This window comes from Stenotrophomonas sp. STEN083 (assembly GCF_056759195.1).
This window is the reverse complement of sequence record NZ_JBRRCU010000039.1, coordinates 1-19,482: the sequence shown is the minus strand read 5'-3', so window position 1 is coordinate 19,482 and position 19,482 is coordinate 1. Positions and strand designations below refer to the sequence as shown.

General features: G+C 63.6%; 18 protein-coding genes. 5 read left to right on the top strand and 13 right to left on the bottom strand.

Translation table 11 applies throughout. The features are described from left to right. Positions 1–24: 24 nt before the first annotated feature. The 5 genes from ACVOK8_RS12560 to dinB form a co-directional block, all read right to left on the bottom strand. A complete protein-coding gene (locus ACVOK8_RS12560) occupies positions 25–1,425 on the bottom strand; it encodes a YncE family protein (RefSeq protein ID WP_481567100.1) in 1,401 nt (466 codons plus the stop codon). 116 nt (positions 1,426–1,541) lie between these two features. After that, positions 1,542–2,513 (bottom strand): alpha/beta hydrolase, encoded by a 972-nt coding sequence (locus tag ACVOK8_RS12555; RefSeq protein WP_481567099.1) that lies wholly within the window; start codon positions 2,511–2,513, stop codon positions 1,542–1,544. A gap of 25 nt (positions 2,514–2,538) precedes the next feature. Beyond that, entirely contained in the window at positions 2,539–4,779 is a 2,241-nt protein-coding gene (locus ACVOK8_RS12550; RefSeq protein WP_481567098.1) for a TonB-dependent siderophore receptor, read from the bottom strand. Between the two features lie 300 nt (positions 4,780–5,079). Continuing rightward, on the bottom strand, positions 5,080–5,730 hold the full coding sequence (gene gph / locus ACVOK8_RS12545; RefSeq protein ID WP_481567097.1) for a phosphoglycolate phosphatase: 651 nt from the start codon (positions 5,728–5,730) through the stop codon (positions 5,080–5,082). A gap of 61 nt (positions 5,731–5,791) precedes the next feature. Further along, positions 5,792–6,877, bottom strand: a complete 1,086-nt coding sequence (gene dinB / locus ACVOK8_RS12540; protein ID WP_481567096.1) for a DNA polymerase IV — start codon at positions 6,875–6,877, stop codon at positions 5,792–5,794. 209 nt (positions 6,878–7,086) lie between these two features. On the opposite strand from dinB, the gene fabA reads away from it, so the two are divergent. Then, positions 7,087–7,602, top strand: coding sequence for a 3-hydroxyacyl-[acyl-carrier-protein] dehydratase FabA (gene fabA, locus ACVOK8_RS12535; RefSeq protein ID WP_057627977.1), 516 nt, complete (start codon positions 7,087–7,089; stop codon positions 7,600–7,602). Further along, a complete protein-coding gene (gene fabB, locus ACVOK8_RS12530; RefSeq protein ID WP_481567095.1) occupies positions 7,602–8,810 on the top strand; it encodes a beta-ketoacyl-ACP synthase I in 1,209 nt (402 codons plus the stop codon). The genes fabA and fabB overlap by 1 nt, the downstream gene beginning before the upstream one ends. 585 nt (positions 8,811–9,395) lie before the next feature. Here the strand turns inward: fabB and ACVOK8_RS12525 are convergent. After that, on the bottom strand, positions 9,396–10,361 hold the full coding sequence (locus tag ACVOK8_RS12525) for a helix-turn-helix transcriptional regulator (RefSeq protein WP_481567094.1): 966 nt from the start codon (positions 10,359–10,361) through the stop codon (positions 9,396–9,398). A 158-nt stretch (positions 10,362–10,519) separates the two neighbouring features. Between ACVOK8_RS12525 and ACVOK8_RS12520 the strand changes: the two genes are divergently transcribed. Next, entirely contained in the window at positions 10,520–11,305 is a 786-nt protein-coding gene (locus ACVOK8_RS12520) for a DUF481 domain-containing protein (RefSeq protein ID WP_481567093.1), read from the top strand. Between the two features lie 226 nt (positions 11,306–11,531). On the opposite strand, the gene hemC is transcribed toward ACVOK8_RS12520, so the two are convergent. From hemC to mdoH, 4 genes are all read right to left on the bottom strand, one after another. Beyond that, positions 11,532–12,440: a hydroxymethylbilane synthase gene (gene hemC / locus ACVOK8_RS12515; protein ID WP_481567092.1), complete on the bottom strand. Its 909-nt coding sequence runs from the start codon at positions 12,438–12,440 to the stop codon at positions 11,532–11,534. Positions 12,441–12,470: 30 nt separating this feature from the next. Further along, positions 12,471–13,238, bottom strand: coding sequence for a LytR/AlgR family response regulator transcription factor (locus tag ACVOK8_RS12510; protein ID WP_481567091.1), 768 nt, complete (start codon positions 13,236–13,238; stop codon positions 12,471–12,473). A gap of 65 nt (positions 13,239–13,303) precedes the next feature. Next, positions 13,304–13,969 (bottom strand): alpha/beta hydrolase, encoded by a 666-nt coding sequence (locus ACVOK8_RS12505; protein ID WP_481567090.1) that lies wholly within the window; start codon positions 13,967–13,969, stop codon positions 13,304–13,306. 209 nt (positions 13,970–14,178) lie between these two features. Beyond that, complete coding sequence (mdoH, locus tag ACVOK8_RS12500; RefSeq protein ID WP_481567089.1) at positions 14,179–16,098, bottom strand: glucans biosynthesis glucosyltransferase MdoH; 1,920 nt, start codon at positions 16,096–16,098, stop codon at positions 14,179–14,181. A 777-nt stretch (positions 16,099–16,875) separates the two neighbouring features. Here mdoH and ACVOK8_RS12495 point away from each other — a divergent pair. Further along, complete coding sequence (locus ACVOK8_RS12495) at positions 16,876–17,055, top strand: CsbD family protein (RefSeq protein ID WP_282272641.1); 180 nt, start codon at positions 16,876–16,878, stop codon at positions 17,053–17,055. 129 nt (positions 17,056–17,184) lie between these two features. Here the strand turns inward: ACVOK8_RS12495 and ACVOK8_RS12490 are convergent, their stop codons facing one another. From ACVOK8_RS12490 to ACVOK8_RS12480, 3 genes are all read right to left on the bottom strand, one after another. Then, entirely contained in the window at positions 17,185–17,493 is a 309-nt protein-coding gene (locus ACVOK8_RS12490) for a DUF3817 domain-containing protein (protein WP_481567116.1), read from the bottom strand. A gap of 80 nt (positions 17,494–17,573) precedes the next feature. Next, positions 17,574–18,506, bottom strand: coding sequence for a CorA family divalent cation transporter (locus ACVOK8_RS12485; protein ID WP_481567088.1), 933 nt, complete (start codon positions 18,504–18,506; stop codon positions 17,574–17,576). Between the two features lie 100 nt (positions 18,507–18,606). Beyond that, the gene (locus tag ACVOK8_RS12480; protein ID WP_481567087.1) at positions 18,607–18,933 is read right to left on the bottom strand and encodes a hypothetical protein; all 327 of its coding nucleotides are present in this window, start codon (positions 18,931–18,933) and stop codon (positions 18,607–18,609) included. 107 nt (positions 18,934–19,040) lie between these two features. Here ACVOK8_RS12480 and ACVOK8_RS12475 point away from each other — a divergent pair, with 107 nt between their 5' ends. Then, positions 19,041–19,337, top strand: a complete 297-nt coding sequence (locus tag ACVOK8_RS12475; protein WP_481567086.1) for a hypothetical protein — start codon at positions 19,041–19,043, stop codon at positions 19,335–19,337. Positions 19,338–19,482 lie beyond the last annotated feature (145 nt).

Sequence of the window (19,482 nt, the reverse complement as noted above, 5' to 3'; positions counted from 1 at the left end):
CGCGCACAGGGCGCGGCGGATCACTCAGCGCTGCACAGGCAGCAGGCGGGTGATGCGATCGCCCTTGGCGTCATCGGCGCCCTTGGACTTGTTGATCGCGAACATCACCGCATCCGGACCCTTGCTGACGTGGTTCGGGTAGGTGCCGCCGTCGAGGTTGGCAACGATCTTGCCGACTTCATCAACCACGGTGACCGTACCGGCAGCGCGGTTGCTGACATAGGCCAGGCGCGTGCTCGGGCTGTAGGACACGTTCAAGGAACCGGCACCGACATACACGTCGTGCTCGACCTTGGCCGTGGCAGGGTCGACGATCAGCAGGTTGTCGCTGCCCTGCGATACCACCAGCAGGCGCTTGGCTACCGGGTTCCATGCCACACCGATCGCATCACGCGCGCCGGCCAGCGGGAACACCTTTTCCACCTTGCCGCTGGCGCCGTCGATGATCGCCGCTTCCGCAGCGGCCAGGCTGACGGTATAGACCTTGCCGGTAGCCGTATCGATGTCCAGGCTGCCGGGGGTGAAGGTTTCGCCGCGCTTGCCGGAGGCGATGGTGATGTTGTCCAGCTGCTGCAGCGTACGGGTGTCGAACACGCTGATGTAGTCGGCACCGGTGGCCGAGACATAGGCGCGGTTACGCTGGGCATCGACCACCACATCGCGCGCATGTGACACCGCGCCGACCGGGTACTGTTTGACCAGCGACAGGTCGGACTGACGGTAGACCGCCACCGTGTCCTGGCGGGTATTGGTCACCCATACATTGCCGTTGGCGTCGTCCACACCCACGCCATAGACGGCGAACAGGTTGCCGTCATTGCCTGGTGCTGCCTGCGGCGATACGCGGGCGATGATCTGCAGCGATTCCGGATCCACCTTGAGCAGTTCGGACTGTTTCACCGGCGGGCGGCCGACGGCGCTGGTCACGAACGCGGCCTTGCTGGCCGGGCTGTAGGCGACCTGGTACAAACCCTGCACCAGGCGGTTGCTGGCGGCCTGGATGCGCTCCTGGCCGGACAGGGGCACTTCGCGCGAGACCTTCAGCGAGAACACCGCTGCGGCGTCTGGCGCAGCCGCACGCACCACGATCGGCTGCGGGCCGGCGACAGCATCGGCTGGAATCGCCAGCGTGCCGCTGAACTTGCCTTCGCCATTGGCGACATAAGGCTGTGCGTTGAGCACGGTCTCACCGCGCAGCAAGGTCACCTTCTGGCCCGGGGTGAAACCATTGCCCTCGATACCGGTTTCGCTGCCCGGCAATACCACCGGTGCGGTAGCGCGGACGCTGCCGTTGAAGGCGGTATCCGGCTGTGCGAACACCTGGGCGCCGGCAACGCCGGTGGCCAGCAACAACGCCAGGCCGAGCAGGTGCGGACGCGCGGCGCGGGCAGTGTTGGAAGCAGTAGTGGAACGAACGTTTGCCATCGGGCATTACCTCTTGGGTGCTGCGCGACGTCGCGCGCATCGTGGGTTTCTGCCTGGGCGGTGACGCTGCCTGGGTAATGGAGTGCCGGGCCGTCGGCCCGGACTTGGAAGTCATATCAGGAGCGCGGCTCCGCGCTGCGGTCACGCACGCCGGTGATTTCATGCAGCGCGCGCATCAACGAGGCGCGGAACATCGGGCCATGGCCGAGGCCGTCGAACTGGTGGTACTCGACATCCAGTCCCGGCACCTGGCGCAGGCGCGCAGACAATTGCTCGGCGGCATCGGACGGTGCGCCAGAGACGCGCTTCAAATGCGCGAGCACCCGTGGATTGCTCATGTCACGGTTGCTGGTATCGCGATCACGTTCACCGCCACCAAGCATCATCAGCACCCGCGCCGGATGACCGGCGTTGTTGCCGATGAACTGGCGCTCGGGAGCACCCAGCATCGCGCCCTGCTGCCACCACAGCGATGGGCTGGCCGGCACATAGGTCTGGAATGCACCGCTACGCGTATACAACGTATGCAGCACGAACAGCCCGCCCAGCGAATGCCCCCACAGTGCCTGCTTGTTGGCATCGGTTGCCACATGCTGCGCCAGCTGCGGACGGATGCGCCGCTCGATCACTTCCAGGAACGCATCGGCGCCACCGCCTACCGCTGCGCCACCGTCTTCAGGCTGGTCGACAATCGGCGTGTAGTCGCGGGTACGTGCAGGCGAATCGATGCGCTGCTGGTTGTCGTAGCCGACGAACACCAGCACCGTTGGCTGCTTCTGCGCCAGCTCCTCCAGCAGCGGCGCGTCGAATTCCATCAACGCGCCATTGCCATCCAGCATCCACAGCGCAGGGAAACCCATCGCCGGTGCGGTACCTGCAGGGATGCCGAGGTTGACCCGCCAGGTGCGCTGGCCATCATCACTGCGTATCACGAAGCGTTCGAAGCGGTAGTGCGCCGAGCCGGTGTCAGCAACGGTCTGGCCCATCAGCTGCGCCGGGTTGCGTTGCTGTGCGGCTGCCATCGGTGCGACTACGCCGAGCAACACCAGCGAGGCCACGGCGAGCAGTGAGTGAAAGCGGATACGCATGTGAGTTGTCATCGCTATGCCTGGCTCAGAAGCCGACGGTCAGGTTCACCCAGTAGCTGCGGCCGGGCTCGTTGTAAGTGGCAGCACCTGCACCGGTGGCGCTGGTGCTGGTGGTGCCTTCGCGGAACAGGCGCTTGTCGAACAGGTTGTTGATGCCGCCACCGACGCGCACCTTCGGCGTGATCCGGTACTGGCCACCCAGGCTCCACAGGTCATAGGCAGCGCGCGTATCCGGCGGCAATGCAGCACCGGTGGTGCTGGCCTGCGTCGCCGATTCCTGCTTGCCGTAGAAGGTGCCGGTCAGCATGAACGACAACTGCGTATTGACCTGCCAGTCCAGGAAGGTGTTGACGGTGTACTCGGGAATGATGGACAGCGGCTGATCGGTGGTCTTGTCGACGTTCTCGATCATCCAGGTGACATTGGTGTTCCACGACAGCACATCACCACCGCCAATCAGCGGCACTTTCACGTTGCCCTCGACGCCACGGATGATGGCTTCCGGCGCATTGGTCCACTGGAATACCTGGCCCTTGGTGTCATTGGTGATGCCGATGCGGTCCTGGCCGGCAACGATCTTGTCCTTGTAGTCGTTATGGAAGTAGGTGACCGAGGCGTGCCAGCCGTTGTCCGGTGCCCACTCGATGCCGATTTCCTTGTTGATGCTGGTTTCCGGATCGAGGTTGGCGTTGCCCATCACGTAGCAGCCAGAGCCTTGGTTCGGGCTCAGCACCGGGCAGCCGTTGCCACGCGTGTAGTAGAGATAGTCCGGGTTGGCCTGGTACAGGTTCGGCGCCTTGAATGCGCGCGCGATGCCGCCCTTGATTGCCCAGTCTTCAGCCAGTTTGAACTGCACGTTGAGGCTGGGGCTGAGGTTGTTGCCGAACTGCGAATGGTGGTCGAAGCGCAGGCCCGGGGTCAGCGTCCAACGATCGCCGATGTACAGGTTGTCCTCGACAAAAACCGCCGCGAACTGCTGGTCGCTCTTGCCAGTGCGCACGCCGTCGTAACCCGGGATGCCACCACCGCTGCTGGAACTCTGGGTCACCGAGTACGGGTCATCCAGCTTCATGTCGCGGTACTCGAAGCCCAGTGTCGCCACCTGCTCGATGCCGCCCCAGTTCAGCGGCACGTTGATCTCGCCATCCACGCGGGTGGAGGTCAGCTCGGAGGTGGAGAAAGTCGCCCCTTCGGTGATCGAGCCTTCCGGGCCACCGGCCAGGCCTTCGTTCAAGCGGGTGTTATCGGTGTCGTCGTAGGCAGCAGTAATCCGCGAGGTACCCCAGTCGTAGCTGCCGCGATGGGTCAGGCCGAACGAGCGACGCAGCATCACATTGGTCTCGGCACCGTACAGCGCGTTCAAACGCTCGAAGCCGTCCCCGCTGACGCCGCGCTCACCGGAGTAGATATTGCCCTGGCGGCTGACGCTGGCATCCAGCTCCAGCACATGGTTGTCGTTGATGTCATAGCGCAGCAGGCCGCTGATGTCGCGGTTGCGCACGCCTTCGCGGCCGGCCGGCGGGGTCACGCCGGTGGCGAATTCCTCGTTGAGCGACAGCGCGTCCGGCTCGGTCTTGTTGACGTTGCCGAACAGACGGAACGACAGCTGCTCGCTCAACGGGCCGGACAGCTGGAAGCCAACGCGTTCGCTGTCGCCTTCATCGCTGTGCTCGGCCTGGCTGCCGTACAAGGTCAGCGAGCCGGTCAGGTCGCCGGTCGGCTTCTTGGTGATGATGTTGACCACACCACCGGAAGCGCCCGAGCCATAACGTGCCGCGGCAGGACCCCGCAGCACCTCGATGCGCTCGACCGCTTCGGCCGGCACCCAGTTGCTGTCGCCGCGGCTGTTGCGCTCACCGCTGCGGCCCATGCGCACCGAGTCGCGCGAGCTGACCGGGCGGCCATCAATCAGGATCAAGGTGTTTTCCGGGCCCATGCCGCGGATGTCGATCTGGCGGAAATTGCCGTACGAACCCGATGCGGTATTGCCGGTCAGGTTGATGCCGGGCATGCGCCGTATCACTTCGGACAAGTCATTGGCTGGCGGCAGACGTTCCAGATCGACCGCGGTGATCACCGAGCTGCCCAAGGCCTGCTTGGCGATCTGTTCGGCGGTGACATGCACGGTGTCGATGTCTGTAGCCGCTGCTGCGCCTTCAGCCATTGCGGGGCCGGCGAGCAAAGCGCTCAATGCCAGCGCAGCGGAAAGGGGATGGCGGGACAACAAGGCACGCGCGGACAACCGCGACGACGAACGACGGGACATGGGGGAAGCCTCTCGACAGTGGGGATGCGCCCCTCTGGCGAACAGCTTGAGGAACGACGGATATCGAATGCAGCTGCCGGAAACAAACGCCAGACAAGCTGCGGGATGGCCGCATTCTACACTAAATGAGAATGATTATTGATAACAACCGGAAATGAGGTTGTGAGCCTGATCTGTAGGAGCGGCATAAGCCGCGAAACTGACATCAATGACGTCGCAGAATTATCTGCAATCGGGTAGTCCATCAGCTTCGCGGCTTATGCCGCTCCTACAAAAGCTGTCGTTCCCACAAAGGCCCGGTTACGCGACGATCGCCACCAACTCACGCATATCGTCGATCACTGCAACTGCCTCAGCTGCATCCAGATCCAGGTCGCGCGAATAACCATAGCGCACCAGCACGATCGGCATGCCGGCATTGTTGGCCGCGCCCAGATCCGTGCCCGAATCACCGACCATCAGGCAATCTGCCACCGGCTGCTGCAACAAGCCTGCCACATGCAACAAGGGCTCCGCTGCGGGCTTACGCTGCGGCAGCGAATCGCCACCAATGATGTGCGCGAAGAAGCCGGCGATGCCCAGATGCTGCAACAAGGGCGCAACCATTGCCGCCGGCTTGTTGGTGCAGATCGCCATCGGCAGGCCGCGTGCCTGCAATGCGGTCAATGCCTCACCAACACCGTCATACAAACGCGGGCTGCGCAGCAGGCAGGCCTTGTAGTGCCGCATGAAAACCGACATCACCTCTTCCAGCGTCAATGCGCTGCCAGCGTTCGCCAATGCGGTGGACACCAGATTGCGTACACCCTCGCCTATCCAACTGCGCACCGTCGCCTCGGAGACGCGCGGCAACGCCAGCTCTTCCAATGTGAGGTTCACTGCCTCGGCGATATCACCTGCGCTGTCCACCAGCGTGCCATCCAAATCGAACACCAAGGCTTTGATCACCACGCATCACACTCCCTGAATTGAGCATCGATTGTAGCGGCGCGGCGCTGCTTGAAGGCTGTACTCAATCCAACGTGATGCTGCGAAACAAATCACCCTGGATCACCAGCTCTTCGCGATCACGGAATCCGGCCAGACCAACACCAACCAATCGATAACGCGTATCTGCTGGCAACTGCACGCGTTGGCACAAGGCCAAGGCGATATCGCGCAGGTCTTCGACCGAGCCCGGCGGCGTATCCGGCGTATAGCTGCGGGTGAGAATGCGGAACTGCGCGGTCTTCAACTTCAGCACGACGGTATGACCGATGCGCTCGGTGCGTCCGGTTGCGCGCCAGGTACGTTCCGCCAACTGGGTGATCGCTTCATCGAACTCGCCCATGTGCAGGTCTTCGGCAAAGGTATCTTCGGAAGAAATCGACTGCACCGGTTGATCCGGCTCCACCGGGCGCTCGTCGATGCCACGCGCACGCCGATACAAGCCAGCGCCAAAACTGCCGAACAAGGCCTGCAGCTGTTCAAGCGGCAGCGCGCGCAGATCACCGACGGTGACGATACCCAGCGCCGACAGCTTGCCTTCCATCACCTTGCCCACGCCCGGCACCCGCTTGACCGGCAAAGGCGTCAGGAACTCCTCAACCCGCGAAGGCCGCACCACGAACTGACCATCGGGCTTGCGCCAGTCCGAGGCAACCTTGGCCAGGAACTTGTTCGGTGCGATCCCAGCCGAGGCGGTCAAGCCGGTGGTCTCGCGGATCTGCGCACGGATGGTGCGGGCGATCTCGGTGGCGATGCCGTCGCAGCTTGGTGACTCGGTTACGTCCAGGAACGCCTCGTCCAGCGACAGCGGCTCAACCAGCGGGGTGTGTTGCAGGAAAATCTCGCGGATCTGCCGCGACACCGCCTTGTAGCGGGCAAAGTCCGGCGGCACGAACACCGCATCCGGGCACAGCCGCTCGGCCCGCAAGGCCGGCATCGCCGAGCGCACCCCGAACTTGCGGGCCTCGTAAGAGGCCGCGCACACCACCGAACGCGCCCCGCGCCAGGCCACCACCACCGGCCGTCCGCGCAAACTGGGGTCATCACGCTGCTCCACGGACGCATAGAAGGCGTCCATGTCGACGTGGATGATCTTGCGCTGTTGGCTCAAGGTAACAGTCTCAAAAGGTCGCCAACATGATAGCTGTTGTCGCTAAATGCACACTTGTCCTCACAAATGTACTTATTCATACCTCCCGTAACAGCCCGCGAACGGCGCTTATCTGCCGCTAACATACGCAACCGTCCAGTTAAAACATTTGATTGAACGCAGATGCTGCAGCATGCTCCGGGGCTCGCAATGGCTTTGGATTACCCCGGATGACCCGTCTGCATGCTTTCTCGCGCGACCAGCTGCTGGCCAGCGCGCGTGGCGAACTTTTCGGCCCGAACAAAGGCCGTCTCCCCAATGACCCGATGCTGATGTTCGACCGCATCACCGAGATCCGCGAGGACGGTGGCGCACACGGCAAGGGCATGATCCGGGCCGAACTGGATATCCGTCCTGACCTGTGGTTCTTCGGCTGCCATTTCATCGGTGACCCGGTGATGCCGGGCTGCCTGGGCCTGGATGCCATGTGGCAGCTGACCGGCTTCTATCTCACCTGGCTGGGCGCGGAAGGCCGCGGCCGTGCGCTGGGCTGTGGCGAGGTCAAATTCACCGGCCAGGTGCTGCCCAGCGCCAAGCTGGTGCAGTACGAAATCGATGTCTCGCGCGTGATCAACCGCAAGCTGGTGATGGCACAGACCGACGCCCGCATGTTGGTCGACGGCCGCGAGATCTATTCCGCCAAGGACCTGCGCGTAGGTCTGTTCACCTCAACCGAGAGCTTCTGATGCGTCGTGTCGTCATTACCGGCATGGGCATCACGTCCTGCCTTGGCAACGATCTGGACACCGTGTCCAGCGCCCTTCGTGACAGCCGTCCCGGCATCGTCGCCCTACCCGACCACGCCGAAGCCGGCCTGCGCAGCCAGATCGGCGGCAAGGTCGAGATCGACCTGGACGCGCAGGTGGACCGCAAGCTCAAGCGCTTCATGAGCGATGCCGCGGCCTACAGCTATATCGCCATGCGCGACGCCATTGCCGATGCCGGCCTGGATGAAAGCCAGGTCAGCAACGTGCGCAGCGGCCTGATCGCCGGCTCCGGCGGTGGTTCCAGCGAATGGCAGGTGGAAGCCGCCGATCTGCTGCGCAACCGTGGTGTACGCAAGGTAGGCCCGTACATGGTGCCGCGCACGATGTGCTCGACTGTGTCGGCCAACCTGGCCACCGCCTTCAGCATCAAGGGCCTGAGCTATTCGCTGTCGGCCGCCTGCGCCACCTCGGCACATTGCATCGGTGCTGCCGCCGACCTGATCCGCCACGGCGCCCAGGACGTGATGTTTGCCGGCGGCGGTGAAGACCTGCACTGGTCGATGAGCGTGATGTTCGACGCCATGGGCGCACTGTCCACCAGCTTCAACGAAACCCCAAGCACGGCATCGCGTCCGTACGACGCCAACCGCGATGGCTTCGTCATCGCTGGCGGCGCCGGCATGCTGGTGCTGGAAGACTACGACCACGCCGTGGCCCGTGGTGCGCGCATCTACGCCGAACTGGTTGGTTACGGCGTGACCTCCGACGGCGCCGACATGGTTGCCCCATCCGGCGAAGGTGCAGTGCGTTGCATGAAGATGGCGATGGAAGGTTTGAATCGTCCGATCGACTATCTGAACACCCACGGCACCTCGACCCCGCTGGGCGATGTGACCGAGCTGGGCGCGGTGCGCCAGGTGTTCGGTGATGCGGTGCCGCCGCTGTCTTCGACCAAGGCATTGTCGGGTCACTCCTTGGGCGCTGCCAGCGTGCATGAGGCGATCTACTGCCTGCTGATGATGCGTGATGGCTTCATGGCTGGTTCGGCCAATATCGAAACCCTGGACGAGCGTGTGGAAGGCTTCCCGGTCCTGCGCAAGACGCAGGAAGCGAAGTTGGATACGGTGATGTCGAACAGCTTCGGCTTTGGCGGCACCAATGCAACGTTGATCTTCGGCCGGGTTTGATGGCGGAGTGATCTGAAAGAAAACAGCCGCGAAAGCGGCTGTTTTTTTATGTGTTTTGGTTTTAGCTTCTGCTTTGGCTTTGGCTCTGCTTTGGCTTTGGCTCTGCTTTGGCTTTGGCTCTGCTTTGGCTCTGCTTTGGCTCTGCTTTGGCTCTGCTTTGGCTTTGGCTTTGGCTTTGGCTTTGGCCTTGGCTTTGGCTTTGGCTTTGCTGTTGCTGTTGATCTTGCTGTCCCCTCTCCCGTTTACGGGAGAGGGGTTGGGGTGAGGGGAAGCTTTTGCTTTGCTTTGCTTTTGCTCCAGCTATAGCCGTTGCTCCGCTGCTCCGAAAAACAACGGCAACGGCAAGGTCAACAGCAACAAGCAGAAGCTGCCCTCCCCCCTACCCCTCTCCCGGAGGCGGGAGAGGGAAAAGCAGAGCAACGCAGAGCCAAGCCAAGCAGAGCCAAAGCAGAGCAGAGCCAAAGCCAAAGCAGAGCAGAGCAGAGCAGAGCAAGAGCTAAGCAGAGCTAGAGCCAAGCAAAACAAGAGCAAAGCAGAACAAGAGCAAAGCAAGGCACTAGCCGAGCCATGCACAGCACTACTTCCTCAGTCGTAATTACTCAACGCCAGCGACAACAGCGCCTTGGCCTGCTCGCGCAAGGACTGCGGCTCCACGATCTCCGCGTCTGAACCGTAATGCAGCACGTCCATCAACAGCTCGCGGGATACGCTGTACGGCACCTTCAATTCATAACGTCCGTCAGCAAGAAACCGCCCCTGCTGCTTGGAGTGCCAATGCTCATCGGCCACCCAGCGCGCGGCCTTGGCGCTGAACACGATCGTCGCCCAGCCCTTGGGTGCACCCGAGAAGATGCCGTAACTGGCGGCTAACTGCTCGTTCAACTCCTCATCTGCCACATCGCGTGCTGGCTGATCGAGCAGCCGCGCCTGATGGATGCGATCCACCGCAAAACTGCGCACCGCCTCGCGGTTGTGGTCCCAGGCGTCCAGGTACCAGTTGTCGCGGTAATGGGTAATGCGCTGCGGTGACACCGTGCGGCGAGTAGCCTCATCGGTCGATCGTGCGCGGTATTCAAAGGACAGCTGCTTGCGCTCCAGCACGCCGGACGCCACCGTGCGGAAACTGGCCTCGTCCAGTTTGCGGCCGCGGTGCGGAATCACCCGCACCCGCTCCACCGGCCAATGCGAGGCGCCAGCCTGCGCAGCCAGCAAGCCTTCTATGCGCTGCTGCAGCGGCGCCAGCATTGACGACAACACACCGCCGCCGGTGCGCGCCAACAGATGCTGCGACGCCAGCAAGGCGTGCAATTCCTCCGAACTCAGCCACAAGCCCGGCAGCTCGAAACGGTCGCTCTCCCCGCTCATGTAGCGGAACCCGGCCTCGCCATCGCCCTCCACCGGCGCCATCAGCGCATCACGCAGGAAGGCCAGGTCGCGGTAGACCGTGGCACGGGAACAGCCCAATTCCTCCTGCAACCGCATCACCGTTACCGGGTAGCGGGCGGACTTGAGCAGACGATGCAGGGCGTTGATGCGTTCATAGCGGTCCATCCCCGGATTATGTCCGAGTCGGGGCTGCAATGGGGCAGCTCGGCCGCCGCCGTAACCGCGGATGAAGCCCCCAGCCCCTCCATGCGCCTGAGGGTCAGGGACCATCCGGTATCATCGCAACGCCTCCCATTCCCGTCTCTCCCTTGGAGATCCCCCTGATGTCCCTGCGTGTTTCCCTCTTGCTGCCATTACTGCTGGCCGCCCCGCTGGCCTGGGCCGAAGACGCTACCGATACTTCCGACCTGGCCGCGATGAGCTCGCCGTGGAGCGGCAGCGGCGGCGAACTGGGCTTTGCCTCAGCCCACGGCAACAGCACCACCGAAAGCTTCAACGGCCGCCTGAAGCTGCGCTACACCGACGATGATTGGATCCACAGCATGGATCTGTTCGGTCTGCGCTCCAGCGCCGAGTACACCGAGACCGCCGACGACGGCAGCACCTCCCGCAAGCGCCAGACCACTGCCAACCGTTACTCCGGCAGCGCCGGCAGCGCCCTGCAGCTGGGTGAGTACCGCCAGCTCACCGCTACCGTGCGTTATGAACGCGACGACTTCGCCACCTACGACCGCCTTGGCACCTTCGGCCTCGGTTACGGTACCCGCCTGATCGATGGCGAACGCGTCACCCTGGACACCCAGATCGGCCCCGGTGTGCGCCGCACCCACAACTCGCAGACCGACGAGAACCGCACCGGCCTGATCGGCCGCGGCCTGTTCGACTTCAAGTTCGGCATCACCGAGAACACCGAGCTGGTCAATTCGCTGCTGGTGGAATCCGGTTCGTACAACACCTTCGCGCAGAACGACTTCGGCGTGTCGGTCAACATGAACCAGCACTTCGCCCTCAAAGCGGGCTGGCAGGCGCGCTACAACAGCGACGTTGCCGACCAGAAGCGCAAGACCGATACGCTGTCCACCATGAACGTGGTCTACAGCTTCAAGTAAGCAGCTGCCGGGCGCATGCCCGGCATCCGCTGCCCGGTAGTGCCGAGCCATGCTCGGCAAGGGGCATTACCGGCAATCCCCGAATAACCGCCGGTAGGTTTTGTTGGTTTTGTGGCAGCGGCGTAAGCCGCGAAGCTGACCATACTTGCGCGCCGACAAGGCCGGCGCTCATGCCATCTCCTGCATTTGTGGCTTCGCGGCTCACGCCGCTCCTACAACGGCAGAATCAGCGTAACAACTCGCCTGCACCGCCTTCCAACAGCTGCCGCGCCACTTCGCGCCCCAGCGCTTCCGGGTCACTGGCCGGGCCTTGCGCCTGCGCACGTACCGCACGGCCATCGGCCACGCCGCCGACCAAACCCTGCAACCACAGGTCATCACCACGCCACTGCGCCAAACCGGCCACCGGTACATGGCAGCTGCCATCCAGCGCACGGTTCATGGCCCGCTCCGCTTCCACGCAACTGCGGGTGGATGCATCGTCCAGCGCCTTGACCAGGCTGATGATGTCCACGGCGTCCTGCCGGCATTCAATCGCAACCGCCGCCTGTGCCGGTGCCGGCAGCCATTGCGGGGCGACCAGACGATCGCGGATGCGCGCGCCCAGCTCCAAGCGCTCCAGGCCGGCGCAGGCCAGGATGATGGCGTCATACTCACCGGCATCCAGCTTGGCCAGGCGGGTGTTGACGTTGCCACGCAGGTCACGCGACTTCAGGTCCGGACGCAGCGCGCGTAGCTGTGCTTGGCGACGCAACGAGGAGGTCCCCACACAGGCGCCCTGCGGCAAGGCATCCAGCGATGGATAGGTATTGGAGACGAAGGCATCGGCCGAATCGGCGCGGGTCAGGATCGCCGGCAGCACGAATGGCGCTTCCAGCTCCATCGGCACGTCCTTGAGCGAATGCACCGCGCAATCGGCGTCGCCGCGCAGCATCGCCAGCTCCAGCTCCTTCAGGAACAGGCCCTTGCCGCCAATGGCCGCCAGCGAGCGGTCGAGGATTTCGTCGCCGCGCGTGCTCATCGGCACAAGCTCCACCTGCAGGCCCGGGTGGGCCTGGCGCAGACGGTCGGCAACGTGTTCGCTCTGCCACAGGGCAAGCGGGCTCTTTCGGGTGGCGATACGCAGGATGCTCATGCGGCCATTATCGCCGCTGCAAGCCCCAGGTCACAGCCGTTCCATCTCGGTCTTCAGTCCGGCCACGCAGCGCCGGCTGATTTCCAGCGGTTGCGAGACATCACGCAGCACCGCCTGCACCTGCCCGGCCGGTGTGCGGCGGACTTCCTGCAGCCGATCGCGGGCGATCAGGCAGTTGCGGTGGATGCGGATGAAGCGCCCGGAAAACTCGTCTTCCAGCGAGCGCAGCGATTCCTCGATCAGGTCTTCGCCACGCAGGTGGTGCACCACCACGTATTTTTCCTCGGCCTGCAGGTAGAGGATGTCTTCCACCGGCACAAGACGCAGGCTGCCGCGCAGGCGCGCGCACAGCATCCGTCGCGGTTGCGTGGCCGCAGCCGGGGCGGCATTGGCGCGGCCGGCAATAAAGGTGCGCGCACGTTCCAGCGCGGCGGCCAGGCGCTCGCCGCGCACCGGCTTCATCAGATAATCGATCGCCGCCGCCTCGAAGGCCGACAAGGCATGGGCATCGTAGGCAGTGCAGAACACCACCGCCGGGCGCGGTTCGAACCCGGCCAGGTGGCGGGCCACTTCCAGACCATCGATGCCGGGCATGGCGATATCCAGCAGCACCAAATCCGGCTGGGTCTGCGCGCAGACGTGCAGGGCATCGTTGCCGTTGGCCGCCTCGCCAACCACCTCCACCTCCGCCAGCTCGGCCAGCAGCGCGCGCAAGCGCTCGCGTGCCAACGGCTCGTCATCGGCGATTACTACCTTCACACCACTACCTCGCTCACGGCTCCCCAGTCGTGGCGACATGGTAGCCGGGTTCGGAGTACGCCGCCGTCAACAATCCGGCAACTGCGGTACAGCTCACAAAGCGATCAGATCTGCGCGAAACGGGCCTGCAGCCAGTCGCCCAGCGCGTGGATCTCTTCGCCGCAGACCTGGTGGGCCATTTGGTAACGGTGCCATTCCACGCCGAAGCCCAGCGTCTTGAGGACCTGCGCGCTGTGCTCGGCGATCTGCAGCGGAATCACCGGATCGGCGCTACCGTGGGCCATGAACACCGGCTGCACGGTAGCGCCATCCACCAACTGCGACGGGGCGGCGTCCACTTCCGGCAGATAGGTCGACAAGGCCACCAAGCCTGCAACCGGCTCGCTGCGCTTCAGGCCTGCGGACAGGATGATTGCCCCACCCTGCGAGAAACCGGCCAGGACGATACGGTTGGCCGGAATGCCGCGCGCCTGTTCACGGGCGATCAGCGCTTCCAGCTGCTGCACCGACTCGGCGACACCCTTGGCATCGGCGCGGCTGCGGAAATCCATGCTGACGATGTCGTACCAGGCACGCATCGGCATGCCGTTGTTGATGCTGACCGGGCGCTTGGGTGCATGCGGAAACACGAAGCGGATCGCCGGCCAGTGCGGACGCACCAGCTCGGGCACGATAGGCGCGAAATCATGGCCATCGGCACCCAGACCATGCAGCCAGATCACCGACCATTCCGGCGACGCGCCGGTTTCCTGCTCCACTGTTTCCAGCATGTGTATGACTCCCAAAGACAGGCGGGAATTATGCCTGCCATAGGTAGCTATCGGTTGAGCCAGCAGTTTGTGGGAGCGGCGTAAGCCGCGAAGCTGATGGTGTTGCCGGTTGAAGCCAAGCCGGCAATCTGCACGAAGGTTGCAGGCCAAATGGCGGCACATTGCTGCCGGCTTCGCGGCTTACGCCGCTCCCACAACCACAGCGGCGGCTAGTCCTGCAGCGGTTCCTTCAGCTCAGCCGCACGCAACTCGGCGGCACGCAGCAATACCGGAGGCGGGGCGTTTTCTTCAGGGATGCACAACAGGCCATGCTTCCGCAGCCAGTCACCTGCCTTGCGCGATGAGGTCCATGCCACCACCGGTACCGCCAGCGCCATGCCGATCACCACCGGCGCCATCCACGCCGCCAGCGGCGGCGACACCATATAGGCGGCCACGCCCATCACCACACCGAAAACACTCAAACCGCCATAACTGCGCAGCAAGTCGCGCACCGAGACACTGCCGTCGTCGCGCTGCTGTGCGTCCCAGCCCGAATCCTTGCCGGCCAACACTTCGGCAACACCACGCGACTGCACGTACATCACCACCGGCGCCATCAGCGCCGCCAGCACGGTTTCCAGCAACAGCGAGATGAACGCCCTGAAAGCACCACCGCACCCAATGCGCTCCTTGCGCGAAGTCAGCATCGCCACATAGCCCATCAGCTTGGGCGACAGCAGCGCGACCATGGTCACCACGAACACCCAGAACACGCCATCCTGGTCCAGGCCGCGCCAGTAACTCGCCGGTGCCATCCGCAGATCCAGATGCAGCTCCTGGGCCAGATCAATGCCGCCGTGGATCAGCGGAATGGCGATACCGATCAGCATCAACATCGCCCACATCGGCGCGGTGAAGTAATGGCCGATGCCGATCAACATATGCACGCGGTTGACCCAGTGCAGGCCCGGCGTGGCCACCACCTTGGAGTGCTGCAGGTTGCCCTGGCACCAGCGGCGGTCGCGGATCAGCAGATCGGTCAGGGTCGGCGGGCCTTCTTCGTAGCTGCCGTGCAGGTAGGGCACCATGTGCGCGGCCCAGCCACCACGGCGTATCAGTGCGGCCTCGACGAAGTCGTGGCTCAGCACGTGACCACCAAACGGCTTGCGCCCCGGCAGCTCCGGCAGACCAGCTTCCTCGGCGAATGCCAGGGTGCGGATCACCGCGTTATGCCCCCAGTAGTTGCTCTCAGCCCCGTGCCACCAGGCCACGCCATAGGCCATCACCGGCCCGTACACGCGGCCACCAAACTGCTGCATGCGGGCAAAGGCGGTGCGGCCACCGACCACCGCCGGCAGTGACTGGATCAGGCCGACGGTCGGATGGTTCTCCATCGCCGACACAAGCCGCACGATCACGTCGCCGGTCATCAGGCTGTCGGCGTCGAGGATCAGCATGTGCGGGTAGGCGCCACCGAAGCGGCGCACCCAGTCGGCGATATTGCCGGCCTTGCGGCCCACATTGCTGGCGCGGCGGCGGTAATACAGCCGCTCGGCACCGCCGGTGGCTTCCACCAGGCGCGCGAACACCTGTTCTTCGGCACGGCCAATCGCATCGCGGGTGGTATCGCTGAGCACGTAGAAGTCGAAGTGCTCCAGCTGCCCGGTCGCGGCCACCGATTCATAGATCGCCTGCAGACCGGCCATCATCCGGCGCGGGTCTTCGTTGTAGGTGGGCATCAACAAGGCGGTACGGCTGCGCAGCTGCGGCAGCGGCGTATCCGGGTAGATGCCGAGCTTGCGGCGGCCACGCAGCAGCGCCTGCAGGCCAGCCAGGCTGCTGACGAAGGACATCGCAATCCAGGCGAACAGCAGCACGAACAAGCCGAGCAGACAGGCTTCGAGCACGTTGATGCCACCGTTGGACAGCACTCGCGCCATCAGCCAGGTGGCGAGCAACGTGGTCAACGCGGTGCTGCCGAAGACGTACAGGCGGCGCAGGCCGATATTGGCCGGGGCGGTCTTCTGCCGCGGCACATGCAGCGAGCCCGTGCGCAGCGATTGCTCGGGCATGGGCAAGGGGTGCTCGGCTGGCAGCACCGCAATACCGGCGTCCAAACCATTGTCGGTGGTGACCTTATTGCTCATTGCTTGCCCCGCTGGGCCATCTGCAGGTAGTCCTGGCGGCACAACTTGCCGTAACGCTGTTTGCTTGCGTGTTGCACCTGAATTCCTTGAAGGAGAAGCTGACCAGCCGGGGAAAACTAGAAGAACCAACCTAAACCTGCGGCAAACGAACCCTGCCGATCGCGATGCGGGAGCCCCCTCGAACCACCTCGCTGCAGACGGCAACAGCACCGCCCAGGCCGCTCCAGGGCCAATCGCCGCAATCCCTTGACGGCATTGGCGATGGGGGAATTATCCACCATCAAATCGACAGGCACACCTTTGCCATTCAGTTTGACTGCGTTGCCTGAGGAGCGGACCGTACCTGCCTTGGCATGGCGCCTGTATGACCGTAACCACGCCATGCCTGTCCGGCCTCGGGTCTTCCAACAGACAGGCAAAGGTCAGCGCAGGCCCGACAACGCGACCCGGGCGGCTGCACGAGTGTGCCCGCGCACCTGCCGTGGACAGACACCGCAGGAAAGCATGAGCACAGGCTGATGACGGGGCCAAGCGAGCGCAACGTTCGAACCAAACCCGTCATCGACACCGATGGCAGGCCACCCCGAACGAAGCCTCCCAAACGTGGCCGGCTGAATCCGGGCACCGCACTCAGCGCTCCAACATGCGCACACACAACACAGGCTAAATCCGCCGCTGTTCGCAACGCGATCACAACATTGCGCTCACCCGCTGCAAACCCGGCATTGCGCAGTCTGGACCTGTCTGCAGCAACGCAGACGTCTCCGGAGACTGTTCGTGGACCGCAACCGTGTTGAAGGCACCAAACACGAAATCAAAGGTGCCATCAAGGAAGCTGCCGGGAAGATGACAGGCAACAAAGCCCAGCAGATGGCCGGCAACATGGAGAAAAATGCAGGAAAGGCACAGAAAGCAATGGGCAAGGCTGCAGACGAGGTAAAGCATCGACATTCATGACGAGCGCATCACCCAGCAAGAGCTGCTTCCGCAACGCATATAACCGGAGCCCGTAGTACCCGGTATCACCATGCAGCTTCAGTGGCGCGACCGTGTGGAAGCCGGCCGCGCCATCACATCTTCGTCAAATCAAAGCTCGCGCTTGGACAACAGGCCGATGCGGCGGAACCAGATTTCCAGTGGCACCGTTACCAGCGGCGGCACCGCCGCTACCAAGGCCAACAGCACGGCCCACAGCGGCCAACGCAGCTTGATCCACGCATACAGTGTTACGACGACATAGAACACAAAGGCCAGGCCATGCAGGCGGCCGAACAGCCATACACCCAGCTCGGTGGTGCCGGTGCCGTATTTGAGCAGCATGCCGACAAGCAATCCGGCCCAGGTGACACCTTCAATCAGTGCAGCGGCGGCAAACAACTTGCCGGCGGGGGTCATTGGTTTGGCAGACATCGATTCCATCAGGGGGTTCGAAAGAACCGCGATTGTAGGCGAGAATGTGTCGCATCCGCGCGCACTCAGATCCAACCTCGTCGCTTGAACCACAACAGCGGCACCACGATGCTCAGACCCACTGCGGCCAGCGCGATGGCGTAGCCGTAATGCCAATGCAATTCCGGCATCGACGCGAAGTTCATGCCCCACACCCCGACCAGCACGGTCGGCGGAATGCCGACCACCGAGGCCACGGCCATCACCTTCATCACCTCGTTCTGGTCCATGTTGATCAGACCAAGCACGCTGTCCAGCAGGAACTCATTGCGGTCGCCAAGTTGCTGCTCGAACTCGCTCAGCGAGGTCAGGTCCTTGACCACCAGTTTGATCCGCTTCGGCGCATCGGCACCAAACCAGTCAGGCGTCGCTTCATCCAGATAATTCATCATCCGCAGCATGCCGTGCAGGGTGTTGTGCAGCGCGCCGATGCGCCGCCCCATCATCCCAACCTCATGCAGCATCTGCTCCAGCCTGCGTGAGGCGCGCTTGCCCTTGGGATGGTTGAAAGCCTGACGCGAGAACTCGCTCATGGTGCTTTCCAGCGACTCGAGCAGATCAGCCAGGCGATCGACGATGTGTTCGATCATGCGCAGGAACAGATCGGCCGAACCGTGGCAGGGATGCTTTCCCAACTCGGCTTCCACACCTTCCAGCGCATCGATGCGGTGCTCGCGCTGTACTACCAGCGCATTGGGCGCGACCACGAAGCCCAGCGGCCCGACGACGTGTTCAATCTCATACTGGAAGCGCGGCAGATTCAGCACCAAGGCCTCACCTTCTACCCGCACCCGGCTGCTGAACTCGATCTCGCTGATGCCGGCACGGTCGGGAATGCGGAAACCCACCTGCCGCGAGGCCTGCTCCAACTCCTCCGGCGTGGGTTGGCACAGGTCCACCCACAACGACGCGGGCGCCGTACCGCCAGCAGCGGTGGCAAGGGTGCGGCATTGGAGCATGGCGTGATTCCGCTTCGAGACCAGCGCTCATCCTCGTCTCCAGCGCACGCCGAGTAAAGCCACTACGACAAACTCAGGTCTCCGTAGAGCTACCCGCAGCTCAGGCCTGCGTTTGCGCGGCGTACCAGCTTGAGTAGGGCGTGTTCTTGGCCAAGTGCCGATTGAAGTCCGCTGTCCCGTCCTGCCACCAAACCGGGCCACGCTCGCCCAAACCACGTTTGGCGGCATCCACCGCCGCCCTCGCTTGCGCCAGCCGTTGCCGGTCGCCCGCCCGGCGTGCAGCTCCGACCTCCCGACGCGCAGCCATCAACTGGTTCACCAAGGTAGCGCGAACCTGCTCGGGCAAGCCTGGGTTGCTGGCCCGCCATAGCCGCCCGCGCACCACCAGATAGCGGCCATCGGGCGTGCGCAACGGCGCTTCGGCCATCTCACAGCTCCATCGGTCAGGAGCGCAGCAGTATCCCACCTGTTCACGGTTGCAAAGCGCGCCCGCCTTCACGCAAGCTCGCCATTCCTTCAACCACCAGTCCAGCCATGCAAGACAACATCATCCAGATCATCCCCGCCGACGGCTGGGTAGCCGTATTCGAAGAAGCCGGTGACGAAAGTGCGCAGAGCCTGGTGTGCTTTGCGGTAGTGGAAGAAGCCGGCAAGCGCGCCGTGCGCCCGATGCTGGCCAACGGCAAGCAGATTGGTTTTGCCGACACCCTGCCCAACTTCGTCCGCGTCGAAGAAGCCGACGCCTTCGAAGAAGAGGATGAGGACGAAGAGGACGAGGAAGAAGAAGAAGAGGAAGAAGGCGAAGAAGAGGAGGAGGAAGAAGAGGCGTAAGCCGCTTCTCCCAACCTCGCACCAAGCACCAACCTTGTAGGAGCGGGGGGGGGGGGGGGGCGGGGCGGCGCCGGGGCCGCCACCCCCCCCCCCCCGCGCGGGGCGGCCCGGCCCCGCCCCCCCACACACCAACCACCCAACACAC